Genomic DNA, 17,238 nt, shown 5'->3' on the forward strand with positions numbered 1-17,238 from the left:
GGCCTTATCTTTGGCGGCTTGCAGGGCCCCGGCAACCAGCGCGGTCCGTTTGGCCCGGGATCGGGCCCGGGGCAGCCGCCCTTCTAAGCTCGTTTTCCCGGACTGCTCGCGAATTGGAGGTCGCCTCAGTCGGCGGCCTCTTTCGTTTTGGGCTCTAACAGCACGGTTGACCATTGCGAGCTTGCGATCGGGATGAAGTTCATTGGCCGCAGTACCCAAACGATCTAAGGTGCGTCGCGTAGTTGCCCGTAGATCGGAATGGCCAGGGTGTGATGAGCAAGCCTAGAACGAGTGGCGGAAAAGGCTTGTTGGCGGCAGCCGCCGTGAGCGCAAGCCTGCTCCTGAACACCTATGCAGCGACAGCTCAGAACAGTCAGCCAGCGCTTTCTTCGGAGCAAATCGGCCAGATCATGAAGAGCGCTGATCGCACTGCAGCAGATCGAACCAACGATCAGCGGCGCAAACCTGAGCAGATGCTTGCGTTCATCGGCATTCGTCCGGGTATCGTCGCACTCGATCTCAGCGCGGGCGGAGGCTACACCACCGAGCTGCTTGCTCGGGCAATCGGGCCCTCGGGTAAAGTTTACGGTCAGAGCCGGCCGCGTGACCCCAATCAAGCCCCGACGCCCCGCGTCGCACCAGAGGGCAACAGTAACCCGACCACCACGCCGAGCGCGGCGCCTGCAGCGCCAGCAAGCACACCGCGCCCGTCCCCTGTCGCCCTCGCCGAACGTGATAACAATCTCCGAAGCAACGGCGTCCCGGCCGCACCCATCGTTGCGCTCTCCCGACCGTTTGAAGACCCCGTTCCATCCGAGCTTGCGCCAGAACGCCTCGATCTCGTGACCCTGATGTTCAACTACCACGACCTGGGACACCTCGGCGTCGATCGCGCGGCCATGAACAAAGCAGTCTTTCGCGCGCTCAGGCCGGGAGGCCTTTACGTCATTGCTGACCATTCGGGTCGACCTGGTACCGGCATCTCCGAATCCGGCACCTTGCATCGGATCGAACAAGCGTTTCTTCAGCAGGAAGTCGAAGCGGCCGGATTCAAGCTGATCGAACAAGGCGATTTCCTGCGCAATCCGAACGATCCCAGAGATAACAATACGCCCGATCCGCCCCAACCCAAGGACGAATTCGTGCTCAAATTCATGAAGCCTTGAGTCCGACCGGAGCGACATTCGGAGTGGTGGAAACACGTCGCGACGGTTGTCGCTTCAACTGCGGCGGGCGGCAAACCAGCTTGTCGAACCGGCATCGCGACGATATCGTTCTCAAGGACTCCGGCGAAAATTCAAATGTTCGGAGCCGTGCAAGACCAAACGCTCGGGGAGGAGCATCACCATGAAATCCGCCATCGCAATCCTGGCTTGCTGCGCGGTCGGCAGCACGATCCTCGCTGGATCGGCTTTTGCCGGCACAAGTGACAAGAAAATCGCATTTTCCAACAACTACGCCGGCAATTCGTGGCGGCAGGCGATGCTCAAGAGCTACGATATCGTCACTAAGAAGGCGGTCGCGGACAAGTTGGTCGGAGCGGCGGATGTTTTCACCACTGCGGACAAGGACGTGCCTACCCAGGCCGCGCAGATCCAGAACCTGATCCTGCAGGGCTACAACGCCATTGTCATCAACGCGTCCTCTCCCGATGCCCTGAATGGTTCGATCAAACAGGCCTGCGATGCCGGCGTGGTCGTGGTGTCGTTCGACGGCATCGTCACCGAACCCTGCGCTTATCGCGTGGTCGTCGACTTCAAGGCCATGGGCAAAGAGGAAGTCGAGCAGATGGTCAAATTCCAGCCCGCCGGCGGCAATTTGCTCGAAATTCGCGGCCTCGCCGGGACCTCGATCGACGACGCCATCCATGCGGGCATCCTCGAAGGGGTCAAGGCCCATCCCGAGTTCAAGATTGTCGGGTCGGTAACCGGCGATTGGGACCAGACCACGGCGCAGAAGGCGGTCGCGACAGTCCTGCCGTCGCTGCCCGCCGTTGTCGGCGTGGTCGATCAGGGCGGCGACGGCTATGGCGCGGCCCAGGCGTTCGCCGCTGCGGGCAAGCCGCGGCCCACTATCATCATGGGCAACCGGCAGGACGAACTGGAATGGTGGAAGGAGCAAAAGGCCAAGGACGGCTATCGCACCTGGTCGGCCTCGATCGCGCCCGGTGTATCGACGCTCGCTTTCTGGGTCGCTCAACAGGTGCTGGACGGCAAGAAGGACATGCCGCACGACCTGCTGGTGCCTTACCTTGCCTTCACGCAGGACAATTTCGAGGCCGAATTGCCCAACATCCCGAAGGGCAGCGTCGCCACGCATGAGTATACGCAACAGGACGCCATCGCTGCGATCAAAGCCAACATGAAGTAATGGCTCGAAACGGACGAGGTCTCGCAGTCACCAGGTGCACGACGTAATGGTCGTTGCGAGCCCGGTTGTCGTCAAGCTGGACGGCGTCGAAAAGCGTTTCGGCGCCGTCCGCGCGCTGGGCGGTGTCGATTTGCGCGTCGAACAAGGTGAATGCCTCGGGTTGGTTGGGCATAACGGAGCCGGCAAATCAACGCTGATGCATATCTTGGCAGGGACCTCCCTCCCCGATCGCGGGCGCATCGTGCTTTGCGGCGATGAGCAGGCGCGCTATTCGCCAGCTCACGCCAAGAGGCTTGGTGTCCGGTGCGTCTTCCAGGAGCTCTCCCTGTGTCCCAATCTGACGGTTGCTGAGAACGCCCGCGTATTTCATCCCGCACTCCGCGGCTTCAACTGGCGACGAAGGGCCGGCGCGCTGATCGTCGACAAACTTGACGAAATCTTCCCCGGTCATGGCGTCGGCGCCTCCGACCTGGTTCAGGACCTCGCGATCGGGCGACGCCAGATGGTTGAGGTGGCGCGTGCCTTCACCGCCACGGATGAGCCGGTCCGCCTCGTCATTCTGGACGAGCCGACCTCGTCGCTCGATGCTCACACCGCCGGGCAGCTGCTCTCCTATATGCGACGCGCCGTCGCCGAAGGCATCAGCTGCATCTTCATCTCGCACCTTTTAGGTGAAGTGCTGCAAAACTGCGATCGCATCGTTGTGATGCGCGACGGCAAGACGGTTGCCGCCGATCGCGCCGAAGCCTTCGATCGCGACAAGCTGGTGACGGTCATGGGCGGCGAGGCGCAGGAACGCGAAGCGCGCGTCGGCAACCGTCTGGCGCGGGGGCATTCGCCACTTCGTGTTCGCGCTCGGCCCAGCCGGCAGACCGGCATTGCAGAACTGGTCGCGCATGAGGGAGAGATCATTGGGCTGGCCGGCCTCGCCGGTCACGGCCAGACCGAGCTGTTGCGTGCGATCTTTTCGGCGGCGATGCGTGCTCGCGCGGGCATCGAGGTTACCGCAACAGTTGCGCTCGTCGCCGGCGACCGCCAGGCCGAGGGTGTTTTCCCCGACTGGTCGATTTCGGAAAACATCGGCATCTGCTCGATCCGAAAGCTGAGCCGTGGCCTGCTGATTTCGCGTCAACGTGAGGAGGCGCTGGCTAAGTTCTGGCGTGACAAGATCGGGATACGAACCCCCGATGTCCGCAATAACATCCTTACGCTCTCGGGCGGTAACCAACAAAAAGCATTGTTCGCCCGCGCGCTTGGCTCGGATGCGCGCATCGTGCTGATGGATGATCCCATGCGCGGCGTCGATGTCGCCACCAAGCTCGAGGTCTATGACCTGATCGGCGAGGAGGCGCAGACCGGCCGGACTTTCCTTTGGTACACGACTGAAACCGACGAGTTGAGGAAATGCGATCACGTTTATATTTTTCGCAACGGCGCCATCGTCGCCGATCTGACCCGCGACGAACTCACCGAGGAGAGGGTCATCCAGTCATCATTCACGGAGCCGAACTGAGATGACGGCCGTAACGACCGCGGCAGCGCCGTCGAAGTCGCGCGCGACGGGCAGGCTCAAGGTGCCGCGCTTGTTGCGCGCGCTGCTGCCGGCTCTCTCGCTTGCGCTGGTGCTCGCGGCAATCGCCACTCTCAATCCGCGCGCGATCAGCTATTTCGGCTTCACGCTGATGCTCAACCTTGCAGTTCCGATCGCGCTGGCCACCATCGCGCAGATGTTCGTCATCGCCGGGAACGACCTCGATCTGTCGATCGGTGCCTTCGTCGGGTTTGTCGGCTGTGTCACTGCGACCTATTTGCGCGATGCGCCGCTGTTCGGAATCGTGGTGCTGCTGGGCTGCGTCGGTAGCTACGCGGCCGTTGGCGCCTTGATCCATCTGCGCAATCTGCCCTCGATCGTGGTGACGCTCGGCATGAGCTTCGTCTGGCAAGGGCTTGCCATCCTGCTGTTGCCGAAACCCGGGGGCCGAGCGCCGGACTGGCTGCTGGCGGTGATGGGCCTGAAGCCACCGCTGGTCCCCTTTCCCATCTTGGCCGCGCTCGTGATCGCGGTGGTCGCCCATCTTGGCCTGATGCGGACATCCTATGGCGCCATTCTGCGCGGCTCGGGGGGCAACGGGATCGCCATCAGCCGTGCCGGCTGGTCCTTGCTCAAGGCGAAAATGGCATTGTTCGCATTCACCGGCCTGTTCGGCGTGCTGTCGGGTCTGGCTCTGATCGGCATCACCACCTCCGCCGACGCCAATATCGGCAATGGCTACACCTTGCTCTCGATCGCCGGCGTCATCCTGGGCGGCGGCGAATTTGTCGGTGGCCGCGTCTCGCCAATCGGCGCGGTGATCGGGGCACTGACGCTGGCGCTCGCCGCTTCACCGCTCCTCACCTTCATGCATATTCCTCCCGATTGGCAAGTCGCAGCGAATGGTGCGATTCTCATCGTGGTGCTCGCTGCGCGGGTGCTGCTCAGTCCATCGGGAGCCGAGCGATGACGGACGTGGTCCGCAAGCTTCTGGCCAAGCCGTGGATTTGGTCTTACGCAGGCGCTTTGCTGGTCTGGTTGGCGGCGATTTTCTTCACACGCGGCTACGGCGCTGGCGGCATGATTACAGCCGCACTTTCGCTTGCGGTGTTTACCGTGGTGGTCGGCATCGCGCAGATGTTCGTCATCTCGCTCGGGCCGGGCAACGTCGATTTGTCGCTGCCGGCCAACATCGGGCTCGCCAGCGCGGTGGCCATGACAGTCATGTCCGGCGACGACGGTCTCGTCGCGATCGGCATGCTCGCCGCGCTCGCTTGCGGCCTCGCCATCGGAACGGTCAACTACCTGTTGATCTGGACGCTTCGCATTCCGCCGATCATCGCGACACTTTCCGCCAGCTTTGTCATCCAGTCGATCGACATCAGTTATGGTCGCGGCCTTCAGATCAAGCCGCCGCCGGGCTTTGCGGATTTCACCAACATTCAGATTCTCGGCATTCCCCTTCTCGCTATTCTCACCGTGGTTTTCACGGTCGCTGCCAACATTGCGTTGCAGCGCACCCTGTATGGCCGCTCGGTGCTCGCCATCGGCCAGAACATGAGGGCGGCGCGACTAGCCGGAATCAGGGTGGGGGTGGTCCGCTTTGCCACCTACGCGCTGTCGGGCACGCTCGGCGGTCTGGATGGCGCACTGCTGGCCGGCTATTTCCGCGGTGCCAATGTCGACATCGGCAACGAATATCTGCTGGCGTCTATCGCCGTCGTGGTGATTGGCGGCACATCGGTCGCCGGCGGCAAGGCGAATATTCCCGGCATCTGGGGCGCGTCGTTGTTTCTAGTGCTGCTGCTGACGATGCTCAATACCTTCGGCGTCAGCGCCGGGGTTCGGCTGTTGCTGACCGGTCTCATTATTGTCGGCGTAATTACTGCGGCCGGTGGCAAAAAAGCATTGGATTAGGCGCAGCGTGCCTCCATCCTGGAGCTTCGCGCGCACTCCAGCACCAAAAACATCACGAACTCCCACGCTTTGCCGCAGTGCGAACGTGGTTGGCGAACCTGTCAGTTGCTTGACACGTTCTGGAGCGCTGGTCTCTAATCCGGCAAGGTCCTGCGGTTGGACAGGCACACTTTGCCCCCAAGCAAGAACACGCTCGACTGCCCCGCGCGGCGACTGCCGGGTCAGGTGCAAAATGTAAAGTAGCTTCCTGGGAGGGAACAATGGACAGACGCCAGACGCTCAAGCTGATCGGTGGTACGGCCGCATTGGCCGGTGCGGGTTTTCCAGGCCTTGCCTTTGCGGAAGCCCAAAAGGAAATGGTCACGGTCGTCAAGATTGCGGGAATTCCGTGGTTCAACGCCCTTGAAAAGGGAATTCAGAAAGGAGCCAAGGACTTCAGCATCAACGCCACCATGGTTGGCCCGGCCAACGTCGATCCGGCACAGCAAGTCAAGCTGCTTGAGGATCTGATTGCCAAGAAGGTCAACGTGATCGGCTTGGTCCCGCTCGATGTGAAAGTCTGCGAGCCGGTGCTGAAGCGCGCCCAGGCCGCCGGAATCAAGGTCATCACGCATGAGGGTCCGGAACAGGAAGGCCGTGACTGGAATGTGGAATTGATCGACTCGGTTCGGTTTGGTGAGGTGCAAATGGAGCGCCTTGCCAAGGATATGGGCGGCGAAGGCGATTACGTGGTCTATGTCGGGACCCTCACGACGCCGCTTCACAACAAATGGGCCGATGCCGCGATTGCCTACCAGCAGAAGAACTTTCCGAAAATGAAGCTCGTCGCCGACCGCTTCCCCGGCGCTGACGAGATCGACACCAGCCAACGCACGACGCTGGACGTGATCAAGGCCTATCCGAACCTGCGTGGGATTCTGGGCTTCGGCTCGAACGGACCGATCGGCGCGGGCAATGCGGTGCGCCAGCAGCGCCTTGGCAAGAAGATCGCCGTGGTCGGCACCGTTCTGCCGAGCCAGGCGAAGTCGCTGATTGCGGATGATACGATCCGCGAAGGTTTCCTGTGGAATCCCACCGATGCCGGTTACGCCATGGTTGCGGTCGCCAAGCTCGTGCTCGATGGCAAGCCGATCACGGATGGCGTCGATATACCCGGGCTTGGCAAGGCAGCGGTCGATGTCGCCGGTAAGCAGATCAAGGTCGACAAGATCATGCGCATCAACAAGGAGACCATCGATGGGCTGATCGCCGGAGGGCTCTAGGCCTATACCGGCTCAGCCGCCTCATTGCGCTGCATTCCCGGCCTGCCGGTCGGGAATGCGGTCCCACTCGACTGATCGCACGATCGAACGATCCATTGCAGGCGAACTTTGGCGACTTTCCTGGAAATGTCAGGCATATCGAAGCGCTTCGGCGGCGTGCACGCGCTCCGCGACGTCGATCTGAATCTGGAAGTCGGCGAGGTGCATTGCCTTGTCGGTGAAAACGGCTCCGGCAAGTCCACCCTGATCAAGATCATTTCGGGCGTCGAAGCCCCGGAGCCTGGCGGCCGGATCGTGATATCCGGCAAGGAATATCCCAAACTAAACCCGGTCTACTCCACGCATTGCGGCATTCAGGTCATCTATCAGGATCTGTCACTATTCCCCAACCTCACCGTCGCGGAGAATATCGCGATGGCGCATCATCTTGGCGGCATTCACTCAGTGAACTGGGCCTCGATGCGCGCGACCGCGAAAGCCACAATGGCAAAGATCGGGGTCGGGTTCGACCCGGACGCGAAAGTGTCCGAGCTCAGCATTGCCGGACGCCAGCTGGTCGCGATCTGCAGGGCCCTGGCTGCGGATGCCAAACTCCTGATCATGGATGAGCCGACGGCATCGTTGACACGCCACGAGGTGAACGCTCTCATCAAGCTCGTCAGCGAGCTGAAGCGCGCTGGGATCTGCGTCGTCTTCGTCAGCCACCGTCTCGACGAGGTGCTTGAAATCGCCGAGCGCGTGACAGTGCTGCGGGATGGCGTCAAGGTCGGTACTTTTGCCGCCGACACAATCGACGGGCGCAAACTCAGCCACCTGATGACCGGCAAGTCCTTCGACTACCAGGTACAGGCGCCAGAGATTGCTGCCGGCCCGGTCGTACTGGAGGTCGAGGGCTTGGGCCGTGACGGTGAGTATGAGGATGTAAGCTTGCAGTTGCGCGCAGGGGAAGTGGTGGGCCTCACCGGTCTGCTCGGCTCAGGTCGAACCGAACTTGCGTTATCGCTATTCGGCATGAAGCCGCCCGATCGCGGTAGCATCGCGCTTGACGGGCACCGGATCGCGCTCCGCACAAATGCAGAGGCGATCCGTCGAGGGATCGCCTATGTGTCCGAGGATAGGCTTACGCTTGGTCTCATCCTGAATCAGTCCGTCACGGCGAACCTCACACTGACTGTGCTGGAACGTCTGGCAGGCGCATTTGGCCTGATCGCCGCCCGAGCGCGTCAGAGCCACGTTGCGCGCTGGGTTACCGAACTCGGGATCAAGATCTCCAACCCGGCCAACGCGGTGAAAACGCTCTCCGGGGGCAATCAGCAGCGTGTCGTGCTCGGCAAATGGATGGCGACCAACCCGCGGGTGCTTATCCTCGATAGTCCGACCGTGGGTGTCGACATCAGCGCCAAGGACGGAATTTATGAAATCGTCCGACGGTTGGCCCGCGACGGCGTCGCAGTGCTGATGATATCCGACGAAATCCCCGAGGTCCTTTATCATAGTCATCGCGTGCTGGTGATGCGCGACGGGCGTTTGACAACCAATGTGGCTGCTGCAGCGATTTCCGAAGATGCGCTTCGGCAGGCGGTCAATGCCTGAATCCCACATTGCATCATTCGGCAGGTTTCGTCGCAGTCACGAGTTTTGGCTGCTGATCGTCATTCTCGGGCTTTGCTCCAGCCTGGGCTTCGCGAATGCCCAGTTCCTGACGATGCAGAATCTGTTTGACCTGCTGACCTCCTACGCTTTCGTCGGCATCCTGGCGCTCGGACTGCTGGTCGTGCTGATCGCCGGCGGGATCGACATCTCCTTCACCGCGACGGCGTCGGTAGCGCAATATGTCACACTCTCCATTGCCAATGCTTACGGCGCGAACTGGATCAGCGTCTTCGCCATCGCGATCGGGATTGGTGGTGCGCTCGGTGCCCTCAATGCGATCTTCATCCAGAAACTTCGAATACCATCGATCATCGTTTCGGTCGCAACACTGAACATTTTCTATGGGCTTCTGATCTTCTTCACCGGTGGCAAATACATCTATTCGCTGCCGGACTGGTTCGCGACGGGGATATTCTGGTTCGAATTCGAATGGGGCAAGGATAGCTCGTACGGTGTCAACCTGCAGATCCTCGCGCTTGCGCTGGCCTTTCTCGTCACCTGGCTCCTGCTCAACCGAACCAATATCGGCCGGCAAATATATGCCATGGGAGGCAATACCGATGCCGCGCAGCGGCTCGGCTTCCACATTTTCGGCCTCAACATACTGGTCTATTCTTACATGGGTGTCATGGCCGGAATCGCCTCCCTGGTCCAGGCACAACTGGCGCAATCGGTTGCTCCGACAGTTCTGGTAGGCAAGGAACTCGACGTGGTCGCCGCGGTCGTACTCGGCGGCGCCAGCTTGATGGGCGGCGTCGGTACCGTCCTCGGCACGTTTTTGGGCCTGACACTGCTCGCCGTACTCCAGAATGGAATCATTCTGCTGGGAGTTTCGTCCTACTGGTCGCCGTTCTTCGTTGGCCTGGTTATTCTCATTTCGGTCTCGGCGACCGCCTGGTCGCAGCGAGAGCGACGAACCCGCAGCGTGCGCGCATGAGTAATGCGCCCGCCCTCTCACTTCCCCGGCGTATGGTCGCCCTCGCCAGCAGCGGCACGGTTGCCACGCTCATCCTGCTGTTGCTCGCGCTTTGGGTGGTGTTCGCGATCATGATTGGCGACCGGTTCTTCTCGGTCGACACGCTGCAGTCCATGGCTTTCCAGATGCCGGAACTAGGCATCCTCTCGCTTGCGATGATGCTGGCCTTGCTATCCGGGGGACTCAACCTTTCCATCATCGCGACTGCCAATCTGTCCGGACTGACCATCGCCTTCCTGCTGACGCACTACATCCCCGGGACTCAGGGGCTTGCCTCAGCCGGCATTCAGGTGCTGGCGATCGCTGCAGGATTTGCGGTGGCCGCATTGGTCGGCCTCCTCAATGGTTTTGTCATCGCCTATCTCGGCGTTTCGCCGATCCTGGCCACGCTCGGGACGATGACGCTCTGCAAGGGCCTTGCGATCGGGCTGTCGCGCGGCAACGTCATCTCCGGATTTCCGGAGCCCATTGTATTTATCGGCAATGGAACAGTTTTCGGGGTACCCTTTGCTTTGATCGTACTTGCGTTCTGCGCCTTGCCCGTCGCGCTCATGCTGAACGCGACCCCGTTCGGGGCAAAGGTTTACATGATCGGCTCGAACGAGAAGGCGACGCGCTACTCCGGGGTCAATACCCGCGCCGTCCTCCTCAAACTGTATGTGCTTTCCAGCCTGCTCGCGGGTGTGGCAGCAGTGGTGATGCTTGCACGTTTCAATTCGGCCAACGCGGCATACGGCGAGAGCTATCTTCTGGTCACCATTCTCGCGGCCGTCCTCGGCGGCATCGATCCGTTCGGCGGCTTCGGCAAAGTCGGGGGATTGTTGCTTGCGCTGATCATCCTTCAGGTGATCTCGTCTGCGTTCAATCTTTTGAATCTCAGCCAATTCCTCACGCTGGCGATCTGGGGTGGAATCCTGATTGCCGTCGCGGCGGTTCCTCGTTTGAGCGGTAAAGCGCCGCGGTAGACAGCCATGACGTATTCGATCTCCTCGCCCCGGATCGCCGTTCTCGACATTGGCAAGACCAATCTGAAACTGCTGGTGGCGAGCGACGACGGCTGGTCGCTCGAAACACGTACGATTGCTAATGTACCGGTCACTCAAGGGCCCTACCTCGCCTATGATCTTGTCGGGTTGGAAGAGTGGTTTCTCGATAACCTTGCCGTCGTCTCTCAACGGCATGCGATTGGCGCCGTGATCGTGGCTGCGCACGGGTGCGGCGCGGTTCTCGTCGACGGTGATACGCCCGTGCTGCCGATGATGGACTATGATGCGGTCTCTCCGCCGGCGATCGACGAAGCTTATGCCCGGATCGCGCCCGCTTACGATGAGGTGTTTTGCGGCATCGGAGGCGCGATGCGGCTCGGAAAGCAGCTGCTGTGGCAGGAAAGCGCGTGTCCAGTCGAGTTCGCCCGCGCAAAAACCTACCTGACAACCGCGCAGTTTTTCGCTTTGCGGCTCGGCGGACGTGCGGCCAGCGAAATCTCGCAGCTCGCGGCGCAGAGCCATATCTGGGACCTCATGCACCATCGGCCTTCTTCTCTCATGCGCAAGCGCGGCTGGAGCCATCTGCTGCCCGAACGCATACCCGCCGGTGCGGTGCTAGGGACGGTTTCGGAGTCCGTAGCCAGGCGCACCGGCCTGGCGCAATCGACCGAAATCCTCTGTGGCGTGCATGATTCCAACGCCAACCTGTTTCGCTACAAGGCTGCTGGCATGGCGGATGCCTCGATCCTATCGACCGGGACCTGGATGATCGGCTTTCAGCGCGGTCTTTCTCTGGACAAGCTCGATCGCGCGCGCGCGATGGTTCTCAATATCGATGTCGATGGGGAGCATGTACCCTCGACACTGATCGCGAGCGGCCGCGAATATGACCTGATCCGCGGAGACAATCGCGCTTCTGATGCAGCGGTCCTCGCCGCATTGCCTACCCTGCTGTCGAAGGGGACCCTGGCGCTCCCCTCGTTCATCGGCGATGATGGATTGTTTCCGGGCGCGGCCCACCGCGGCCGGGTCGTCGGACCGCGCCCCGAAACGCCCGCCGAATGGCAGGCATTGGCGGTGCTTTACGCTGCCTTCAGCGCAAACCGCTCGCTTGACGCGCTTGGGAGCTCGAAACGCATCATTATCGACGGTGGCTTTGCCGCAAACCTGCCCTTCGCCCGCTGCCTCGCCACTTTGCGATCCCAGCAGAGCGTCGGGATCAGTCAATCCCGGGACGGTACGGCGCTCGGCGCCGCCCTGCTGTGGCGGCGATTCTCGCGTACGCTGCCGGTTTCAAGCGTGATGCTTGAATCCGTCACATCACTCAGCAAGGATGGGTTCAATCCGGGCGACCTTTCCGCTGCCTACCAGTCCTGGATCGCCTTCTCGGAGCCCGCCTCATGACTGACCACATTCATGCCGATCTGCGCCTTGGCATTGTCGATACCTGCAGAGAGATGAATCGAAACGGACTCAATCAGGGCACATCCGGCAATCTGTCGCACCGCATTCCAAATGGAATGCTTATCACGCCGACCGGCCTGCCCTACGATCGGATGCAGCGAGAAGATATTGTCGCGATGGATTTTGCCGCGAACTACCAAGGCAATCATCGGCCGTCATCTGAATGGCGCTTCCACCGCGATATCCTTCGAGCACGCGAAGACGTGAACGTGGTACTCCATACCCATTCGACCTTCAGCACGATCCTCGCGGTGCACGAGCGGGGCATTCCCTGCTTCCACTATATGGTCGCAGTTGCGGGGGGCAACGATGTCCGCTGTGCGCCCTATGCTTGTTTCGGCACGCAGGCGCTATCAGACTACGCCCTCAAGGCCCTCGAAGATCGCAACGCCTGCCTTCTCGGCCACCATGGCTTGATCGTAACGGCCCACTCGTTCGAAAAGGCCCTTTGGCTTGCCGTCGAGGTGGAGACGCTGGCGAAGATGTACGTCCACGCACTTGCTATCGGCGAGCCGCCGCGCCTCAGCGAGACCGAAATGGGTCAGGTCCATGAACAGATGAAACGTATGAGCTACGGCCAAGCGCCTGACCTCGACGATATCCGCGATGTTCCGCGCGCCATAGCTGAGTCGAAACGGCCACCGCACTGACGGTGATGACAGCTGGCACCGGGTCAAGGGCGATGAGTGCACGGCAGCCCAGTGCGCGAAGGGCACTTGTGGATCGGCGTTCCTACGGCAATCCTCTCCACGCCGCAGGCTTATCGCTCGAGAAGTTCGATTAGGTGAGCCCCGCCTCATGGAGCGAAGCTCTGAGATGTGCGACGCCCTTCTTGGCGTAAACGAGCGGGTTGGCCTTCCTGGGATCCTGCTCAGCCTCGACCACGACCCACCCGGAATAACCCTTGAGCTCCGTAAAGATGGCGACGTAGTCAACCGAACCGTCACCCGGAACGGTATAGATTCCGAGTTTGTCGCCCTCCCCCAGCACGGCATCGAGAAAGCTCCAGTCCTTTGCATGGGCTTGCTCAAGAACGCTCGGGCGAACATCCTTGGCATGGACATGGCTGATCCGCGCGCGATATTTCCGCGCGAGCACGCCAGGATCGGCACCCGCCCACGTGGCGTGGCCCGTATCCAGCAGCAGGTGGACGGAAGGACCGGTCGCGGCCATCAGTGCGTCAATGTCATCGCCTGTCTCGACGATTGTGCCCATGTGATGATGATAGACGAGCCGCACGCCTTCGGTGATCGTGCGATCCGCCACCTGGGTAAGCCGCCGACCCCATTCGGCCCAGTCGCTCCCAAGGAGACGCGGCCGCTCGGAGAGACGTTTTGAACGATCGCCGTGGATCGCATTCGAGGTCTCGCAGAAGACAAGAACGTTCGAACCCATCGCTTTCAGCAGATCCAGGTGTGGACGTAGCCGCCGCATCTCCTCGTCGGCATCGCGCTTGAGCAGTTCCGCCGAATACCAGCCCGAAATGCACGCCAACCCGTACGGCGCGAGCGCCGCCTTCAACGCCTCGGGCTCGCGGGGAAACTTGTGCCCCAGCTCCATCCCGACGAAGCCGGCTTCCTTGGCTTCGGCAAGGCAGACCTCCAACGGCGTTTCTCCGCCGATACTCTGTAGATCGTCGTTGGACCAGCCGATGGGATTGGCGCCGATACGAATCGACATGCTGTTGAGCCTTCCTTCGTTGCCGCTTGCCGGCATCACATTAATTCCAGTCGCTCTGCGCCTTCCGGGCGTCCGCATAGCGCTCACGCGCGGCCCGCACCTCCGCCCGCACCGATACTTCAGGCACCGCCACGTCCCACCAATGTCCGCCTGCATCGGTCGACCTTGAGGGATCGGTATCGATGACGATCACGGTGGTGCGATCGTTCTGCCGCGCCCTTCGCAGGGCCGCCTCGAGTTCGCCGAGATTGCCGACTTTCTCGGAAACCGCGCCGAGCGAACCAGCGTGCGTTGCGAAATCAATCTCCGGCAGAGTTTGATGCCGCGCCGTCGCGAGCAGGTTGTTGAACGACGAACTTCCGGTGCTGCGTTGCAGGCGGTCGATGCAGCCAAAGCCCCGATTGTCCAGCAGGACGATCGTGAGCTTGAGGCCCAACATCAGCGAAGTGGCGATCTCGGAGTTCAACATCAAATACGACCCGTCTCCGAGCATCACAATGACCTCGCGAGCAGGGTTCGCCATTTTGACGCCAAGTCCGGCCGCAATCTCATAGCCCATCGTGGAGAAGCCGTACTCCGCGTGATAGCCGCCGGCGGCGCCGGCGAGCCAGAGTTTGTGGAGCTCGCCAGGCAAGCCGCCTGCTGCACACACGACTACGTCCGACGGCTGGGCTGTGCGCTGCACGGCACCAACCACCTGAGCATCCGACGGAAGACTCTCGTTGCCGAGCGCAGTGTACTTGCCCGCAACCGCCAGCCAGCTTTCACGCTCCGTCCTTGCCTGCGTAACCCATTCGAGCGGTGGCAGCCACTCACCGAGCGCCTTGTCGAGCGCATCGAGACCCTCGCGCGCATCGGCGACAAGCGGCTGGCTGCCCCGCTTGGTCGCGTCGAATGCTTGCACATTGAGCGCGATGATCCTGCAGTCGGCGTTCGGGAATAGTGACCAGGAGCCAGTGGTGAAATCCTGAAGGCGCGTGCCTACGGCGAGAATGACGTCAGCCTCCCGAGCAGCACGGTTGGCCGCAGCCGTTCCGGTGACCCCTATCGCTCCCATGTTGAGCGGATGGCTCGCTGGAAACGCGCTCTTGCCAGCCTGCGTTTCAGCAACGGGAACGTTGTGTTTCTCGCAGAACAGCAGCAACTGCTCCTCGGCCTCGGAATAGAGGACCCCGCCGCCCGCAATGATGAGCGGCTTTTTCGCCGCGCGCAGCAGCGCAGCCGCCGCCGAGAGCTCCCGGTGATCGGGCCTCGCCCGGCGTGGCCTCCACACGTGTGGCTCAAAAAAACTGTCGGGATAGTCATAGGCTTCGGACTGCACGTCCTGGCAGAGCGCCAGCGTAACGGGGCCGCAGCGAGCCGGATCCGTCAGCACGAGGAGCGCGTTGGCCAGCGCCGGCACGATCTGCTCCGGCCGCGTGATGCGATCGAAATAACGCGAGACCGGCCGGAAGCAATCGTTGGCCGATATGATGCCATCCCCGAAATCCTCGACCTGCTGAAGCACCGGATCTGGCCGTCGCGACGCGAAGACGTCCCCGGGCAGAAACAGAACGGGCAGACGGTTGACGTGCGCGAGCGCCGCCGCGGTCACCATGTTGGTGGCGCCGGGTCCGATCGAACTCGTACAGGCCATCATACGTCGGCGACGCGAGGCCTTTGCGAAGGCGATCGCCGCGTGCGCCATCGACTGCTCATTGTGGGCTCGAAATGTCGGCAGCGTATCTTCAGCTGCGTGCAGCGCTTCACCTAGACCGGCGACGTTGCCGTGGCCGAAAATCGCCCAGACGCCCGCAAACAGCGGAACCTCACGGCCGCCGAACTCAGCTTTCTGAACCGCGAGCGCCCTGACAAGCGCCTGCGACATTGTGAGCCGCGTCGTTTTCATCGGCATTGACCTCCTCCCACCCTCGTTTGCCTCACGCTGCTGACAGCCGGGTCCCGCGCCCGTTCGAGATGCGCGAAAGAGTTGACCACGTCGGCGCCGTCGCGCAAGAGGTGCTCACGGATGAAGCGCTCCATGACATTCATGTCTCACCCCTGCCCGCGTTTGGCTCGCGCGAGAGCACCGCCACCGTCCATCCATCCTGATGTACGGCCGAGCGGGCGTGAACTCCCGCCGGAGCGAGCGCTCGCCTGCCTCGGGCAATGAATGCGATCTTCCCCAATTCCAAAGCTATTTGTGTCTCCCTATTGGTTCTTGATGAATACCGATTTGATATTCCGGTCAATCGGAATATCTATCTCATTCTCTCGGCCGGTTCGGCCGAGCTCGCCGCGGCAGGGAGTGCGCGGCGATGAGACCGCGAAAGAGAGGTTCGATGACCGTCAAGTTCGGTTTGATTGGCGCCGGCCGGATCGGGAAAGTTCACGCGAGGGCAATCGGCTCGAGTTCGGACGCCAGGCTTGTCGCGGTGGCCGACGCCTCGCCCACCGCTGCGCGTGATCTCGCAATCGCTTTTGGGGCAGATGTCCGCTCTATCGAAGACATCGAGCGATCGGCCGATGTCGATGCCGTCGTGATCTGTACGCCGACGGATACCCATGCCGATCTCATCGAATGCTTTGCGCGGCGGGGCAAGGCAATTTTTTGCGAAAAGCCAATCGATCTCGACGTTGCGCGGGTCGCGCAGTGTTTGTCCGTGGTCGACAAGGCGAGGGTCACGCTGATGGTCGGGTTCAACCGTCGCTTCGATCCGCATTTCTCGGCTGTGCGCAAGACCATCGATGACGGCACGATCGGCGACGTTGAAATGATCTCGATCACCTCCCGTGATCCTGGTCCGCCGCCCCACGACTACATCGGCCGATCGGGCGGTATCTTCCGAGACATGACTATTCATGATTTCGACATGGCGCGTTTTCTTCTGAAAGAAGAACCTGTCTTCGTAAGTGCTCACGCCTCGGTGCTGGTCGATAAGGCGATCGGCGAGCTGGGAGACTTCGACAGTGCCAGCGTCATCCTGGAGACCGCATCGGGCAAACAGTGCCTGATCTCCAACTCGCGCCGCGCGACCTATGGCTACGACCAGCGGATCGAGGTCCACGGATCGCAGGGAATGGTCGCGGCTGAAAACCAGCGCCCGGTCTCAATCGAGATCGCCGGCAAGAGCGGCTATACCAGGCCGCCGCTGCACGACTTTTTCATGACGCGCTACCTGGAAGCCTACGCCAACGAGATCGCCGCATTCATCGCAGCAGTCACCGGCGGGAAGCCGGTGTCGCCAGGCGGTGAAGACGGACTCCTCGCGCTGATGATTGCGAACGCAGCACTCGAATCCGTCAAGAGCAGAAAGACAATCCGTCTGGTCCCGAGAACGACGACGACAACGCAGACGTAGGGTTTTCCGGGAGATGCTGCGATCCGAACCAAAATCGCGCACTCACCGGAGGCTTGAC

14 protein-coding genes are annotated in these 17,238 nt (G+C 61.4%); 12 read left to right on the forward strand and 2 right to left on the reverse strand.

Annotated elements, in window-relative coordinates; all coding sequences use genetic code 11:
• Positions 1-308 precede the first annotated feature (308 nt).
• The 11 genes from AC0L2O_RS28375 to AC0L2O_RS28425 all read left to right on the forward strand — a co-directional run bounded on the left by AC0L2O_RS28375 (position 309) and on the right by AC0L2O_RS28425 (position 12,809).
• Positions 309-1,166 carry a class I SAM-dependent methyltransferase gene (locus AC0L2O_RS28375; protein ID WP_473372051.1) on the forward strand — a complete coding sequence of 286 codons (858 nt, stop codon included), beginning with the start codon at positions 309-311 and terminating at the stop codon, positions 1,164-1,166.
• 181 nt (positions 1,167-1,347) lie between these two features.
• On the forward strand, positions 1,348-2,370 hold the full coding sequence (locus tag AC0L2O_RS28380; protein ID WP_369724757.1) for a substrate-binding domain-containing protein: 1,023 nt from the start codon (positions 1,348-1,350) through the stop codon (positions 2,368-2,370).
• Between the two features lie 46 nt (positions 2,371-2,416).
• Positions 2,417-3,883 carry a sugar ABC transporter ATP-binding protein gene (locus AC0L2O_RS28385; RefSeq protein WP_473372052.1) on the forward strand — a complete coding sequence of 489 codons (1,467 nt, stop codon included), beginning with the start codon at positions 2,417-2,419 and terminating at the stop codon, positions 3,881-3,883.
• 1 nt (position 3,884) lies between these two features.
• Positions 3,885-4,871 carry an ABC transporter permease gene (locus AC0L2O_RS28390; RefSeq protein WP_473372053.1) on the forward strand — a complete coding sequence of 329 codons (987 nt, stop codon included), beginning with the start codon at positions 3,885-3,887 and terminating at the stop codon, positions 4,869-4,871.
• Positions 4,868-5,818: an ABC transporter permease gene (locus tag AC0L2O_RS28395; protein WP_369724762.1), complete on the forward strand. Its 951-nt coding sequence runs from the start codon at positions 4,868-4,870 to the stop codon at positions 5,816-5,818. The genes AC0L2O_RS28390 and AC0L2O_RS28395 overlap by 4 nt, the downstream gene beginning before the upstream one ends.
• Before the next feature lie 260 nt (positions 5,819-6,078).
• Positions 6,079-7,080 (forward strand): autoinducer 2 ABC transporter substrate-binding protein, encoded by a 1,002-nt coding sequence (locus AC0L2O_RS28400; RefSeq protein WP_369724764.1) that lies wholly within the window; start codon positions 6,079-6,081, stop codon positions 7,078-7,080.
• A 108-nt stretch (positions 7,081-7,188) separates the two neighbouring features.
• Positions 7,189-8,673, forward strand: a complete 1,485-nt coding sequence (locus tag AC0L2O_RS28405; RefSeq protein WP_473372054.1) for a sugar ABC transporter ATP-binding protein — start codon at positions 7,189-7,191, stop codon at positions 8,671-8,673.
• Positions 8,666-9,670: an ABC transporter permease gene (locus AC0L2O_RS28410; protein WP_409189328.1), complete on the forward strand. Its 1,005-nt coding sequence runs from the start codon at positions 8,666-8,668 to the stop codon at positions 9,668-9,670. Before AC0L2O_RS28405 ends, AC0L2O_RS28410 begins: the two co-directional genes overlap by 8 nt.
• Positions 9,667-10,674, forward strand: a complete 1,008-nt coding sequence (locus AC0L2O_RS28415) for an ABC transporter permease (protein ID WP_369724769.1) — start codon at positions 9,667-9,669, stop codon at positions 10,672-10,674. Before AC0L2O_RS28410 ends, AC0L2O_RS28415 begins: the two co-directional genes overlap by 4 nt.
• 6 nt (positions 10,675-10,680) lie before the next feature.
• Entirely contained in the window at positions 10,681-12,099 is a 1,419-nt protein-coding gene (locus tag AC0L2O_RS28420) for a carbohydrate kinase (RefSeq protein ID WP_473372055.1), read from the forward strand.
• A complete protein-coding gene (locus tag AC0L2O_RS28425) occupies positions 12,096-12,809 on the forward strand; it encodes a class II aldolase/adducin family protein (RefSeq protein ID WP_473372056.1) in 714 nt (237 codons plus the stop codon). The genes AC0L2O_RS28420 and AC0L2O_RS28425 overlap by 4 nt, the downstream gene beginning before the upstream one ends.
• 130 nt (positions 12,810-12,939) lie before the next feature.
• Here AC0L2O_RS28425 and iolE read toward each other — a convergent pair whose 3' ends face one another.
• Together iolE and iolD are read right to left on the reverse strand one after the other, a co-directional pair.
• Positions 12,940-13,839, reverse strand: coding sequence for a myo-inosose-2 dehydratase (iolE, locus tag AC0L2O_RS28430; RefSeq protein ID WP_369724776.1), 900 nt, complete (start codon positions 13,837-13,839; stop codon positions 12,940-12,942).
• A 40-nt stretch (positions 13,840-13,879) separates the two neighbouring features.
• Positions 13,880-15,727, reverse strand: a complete 1,848-nt coding sequence (gene iolD / locus AC0L2O_RS28435) for a 3D-(3,5/4)-trihydroxycyclohexane-1,2-dione acylhydrolase (decyclizing) (protein WP_473372101.1) — start codon at positions 15,725-15,727, stop codon at positions 13,880-13,882.
• Positions 15,728-16,160: 433 nt separating this feature from the next.
• Here iolD and iolG point away from each other — a divergent pair, with 433 nt between their 5' ends.
• On the forward strand, positions 16,161-17,180 hold the full coding sequence (gene iolG / locus AC0L2O_RS28440) for an inositol 2-dehydrogenase (protein WP_473372057.1): 1,020 nt from the start codon (positions 16,161-16,163) through the stop codon (positions 17,178-17,180).
• Positions 17,181-17,238 lie beyond the last annotated feature (58 nt).

The organism is Bradyrhizobium sp. Kon10, assembly GCF_055807395.1.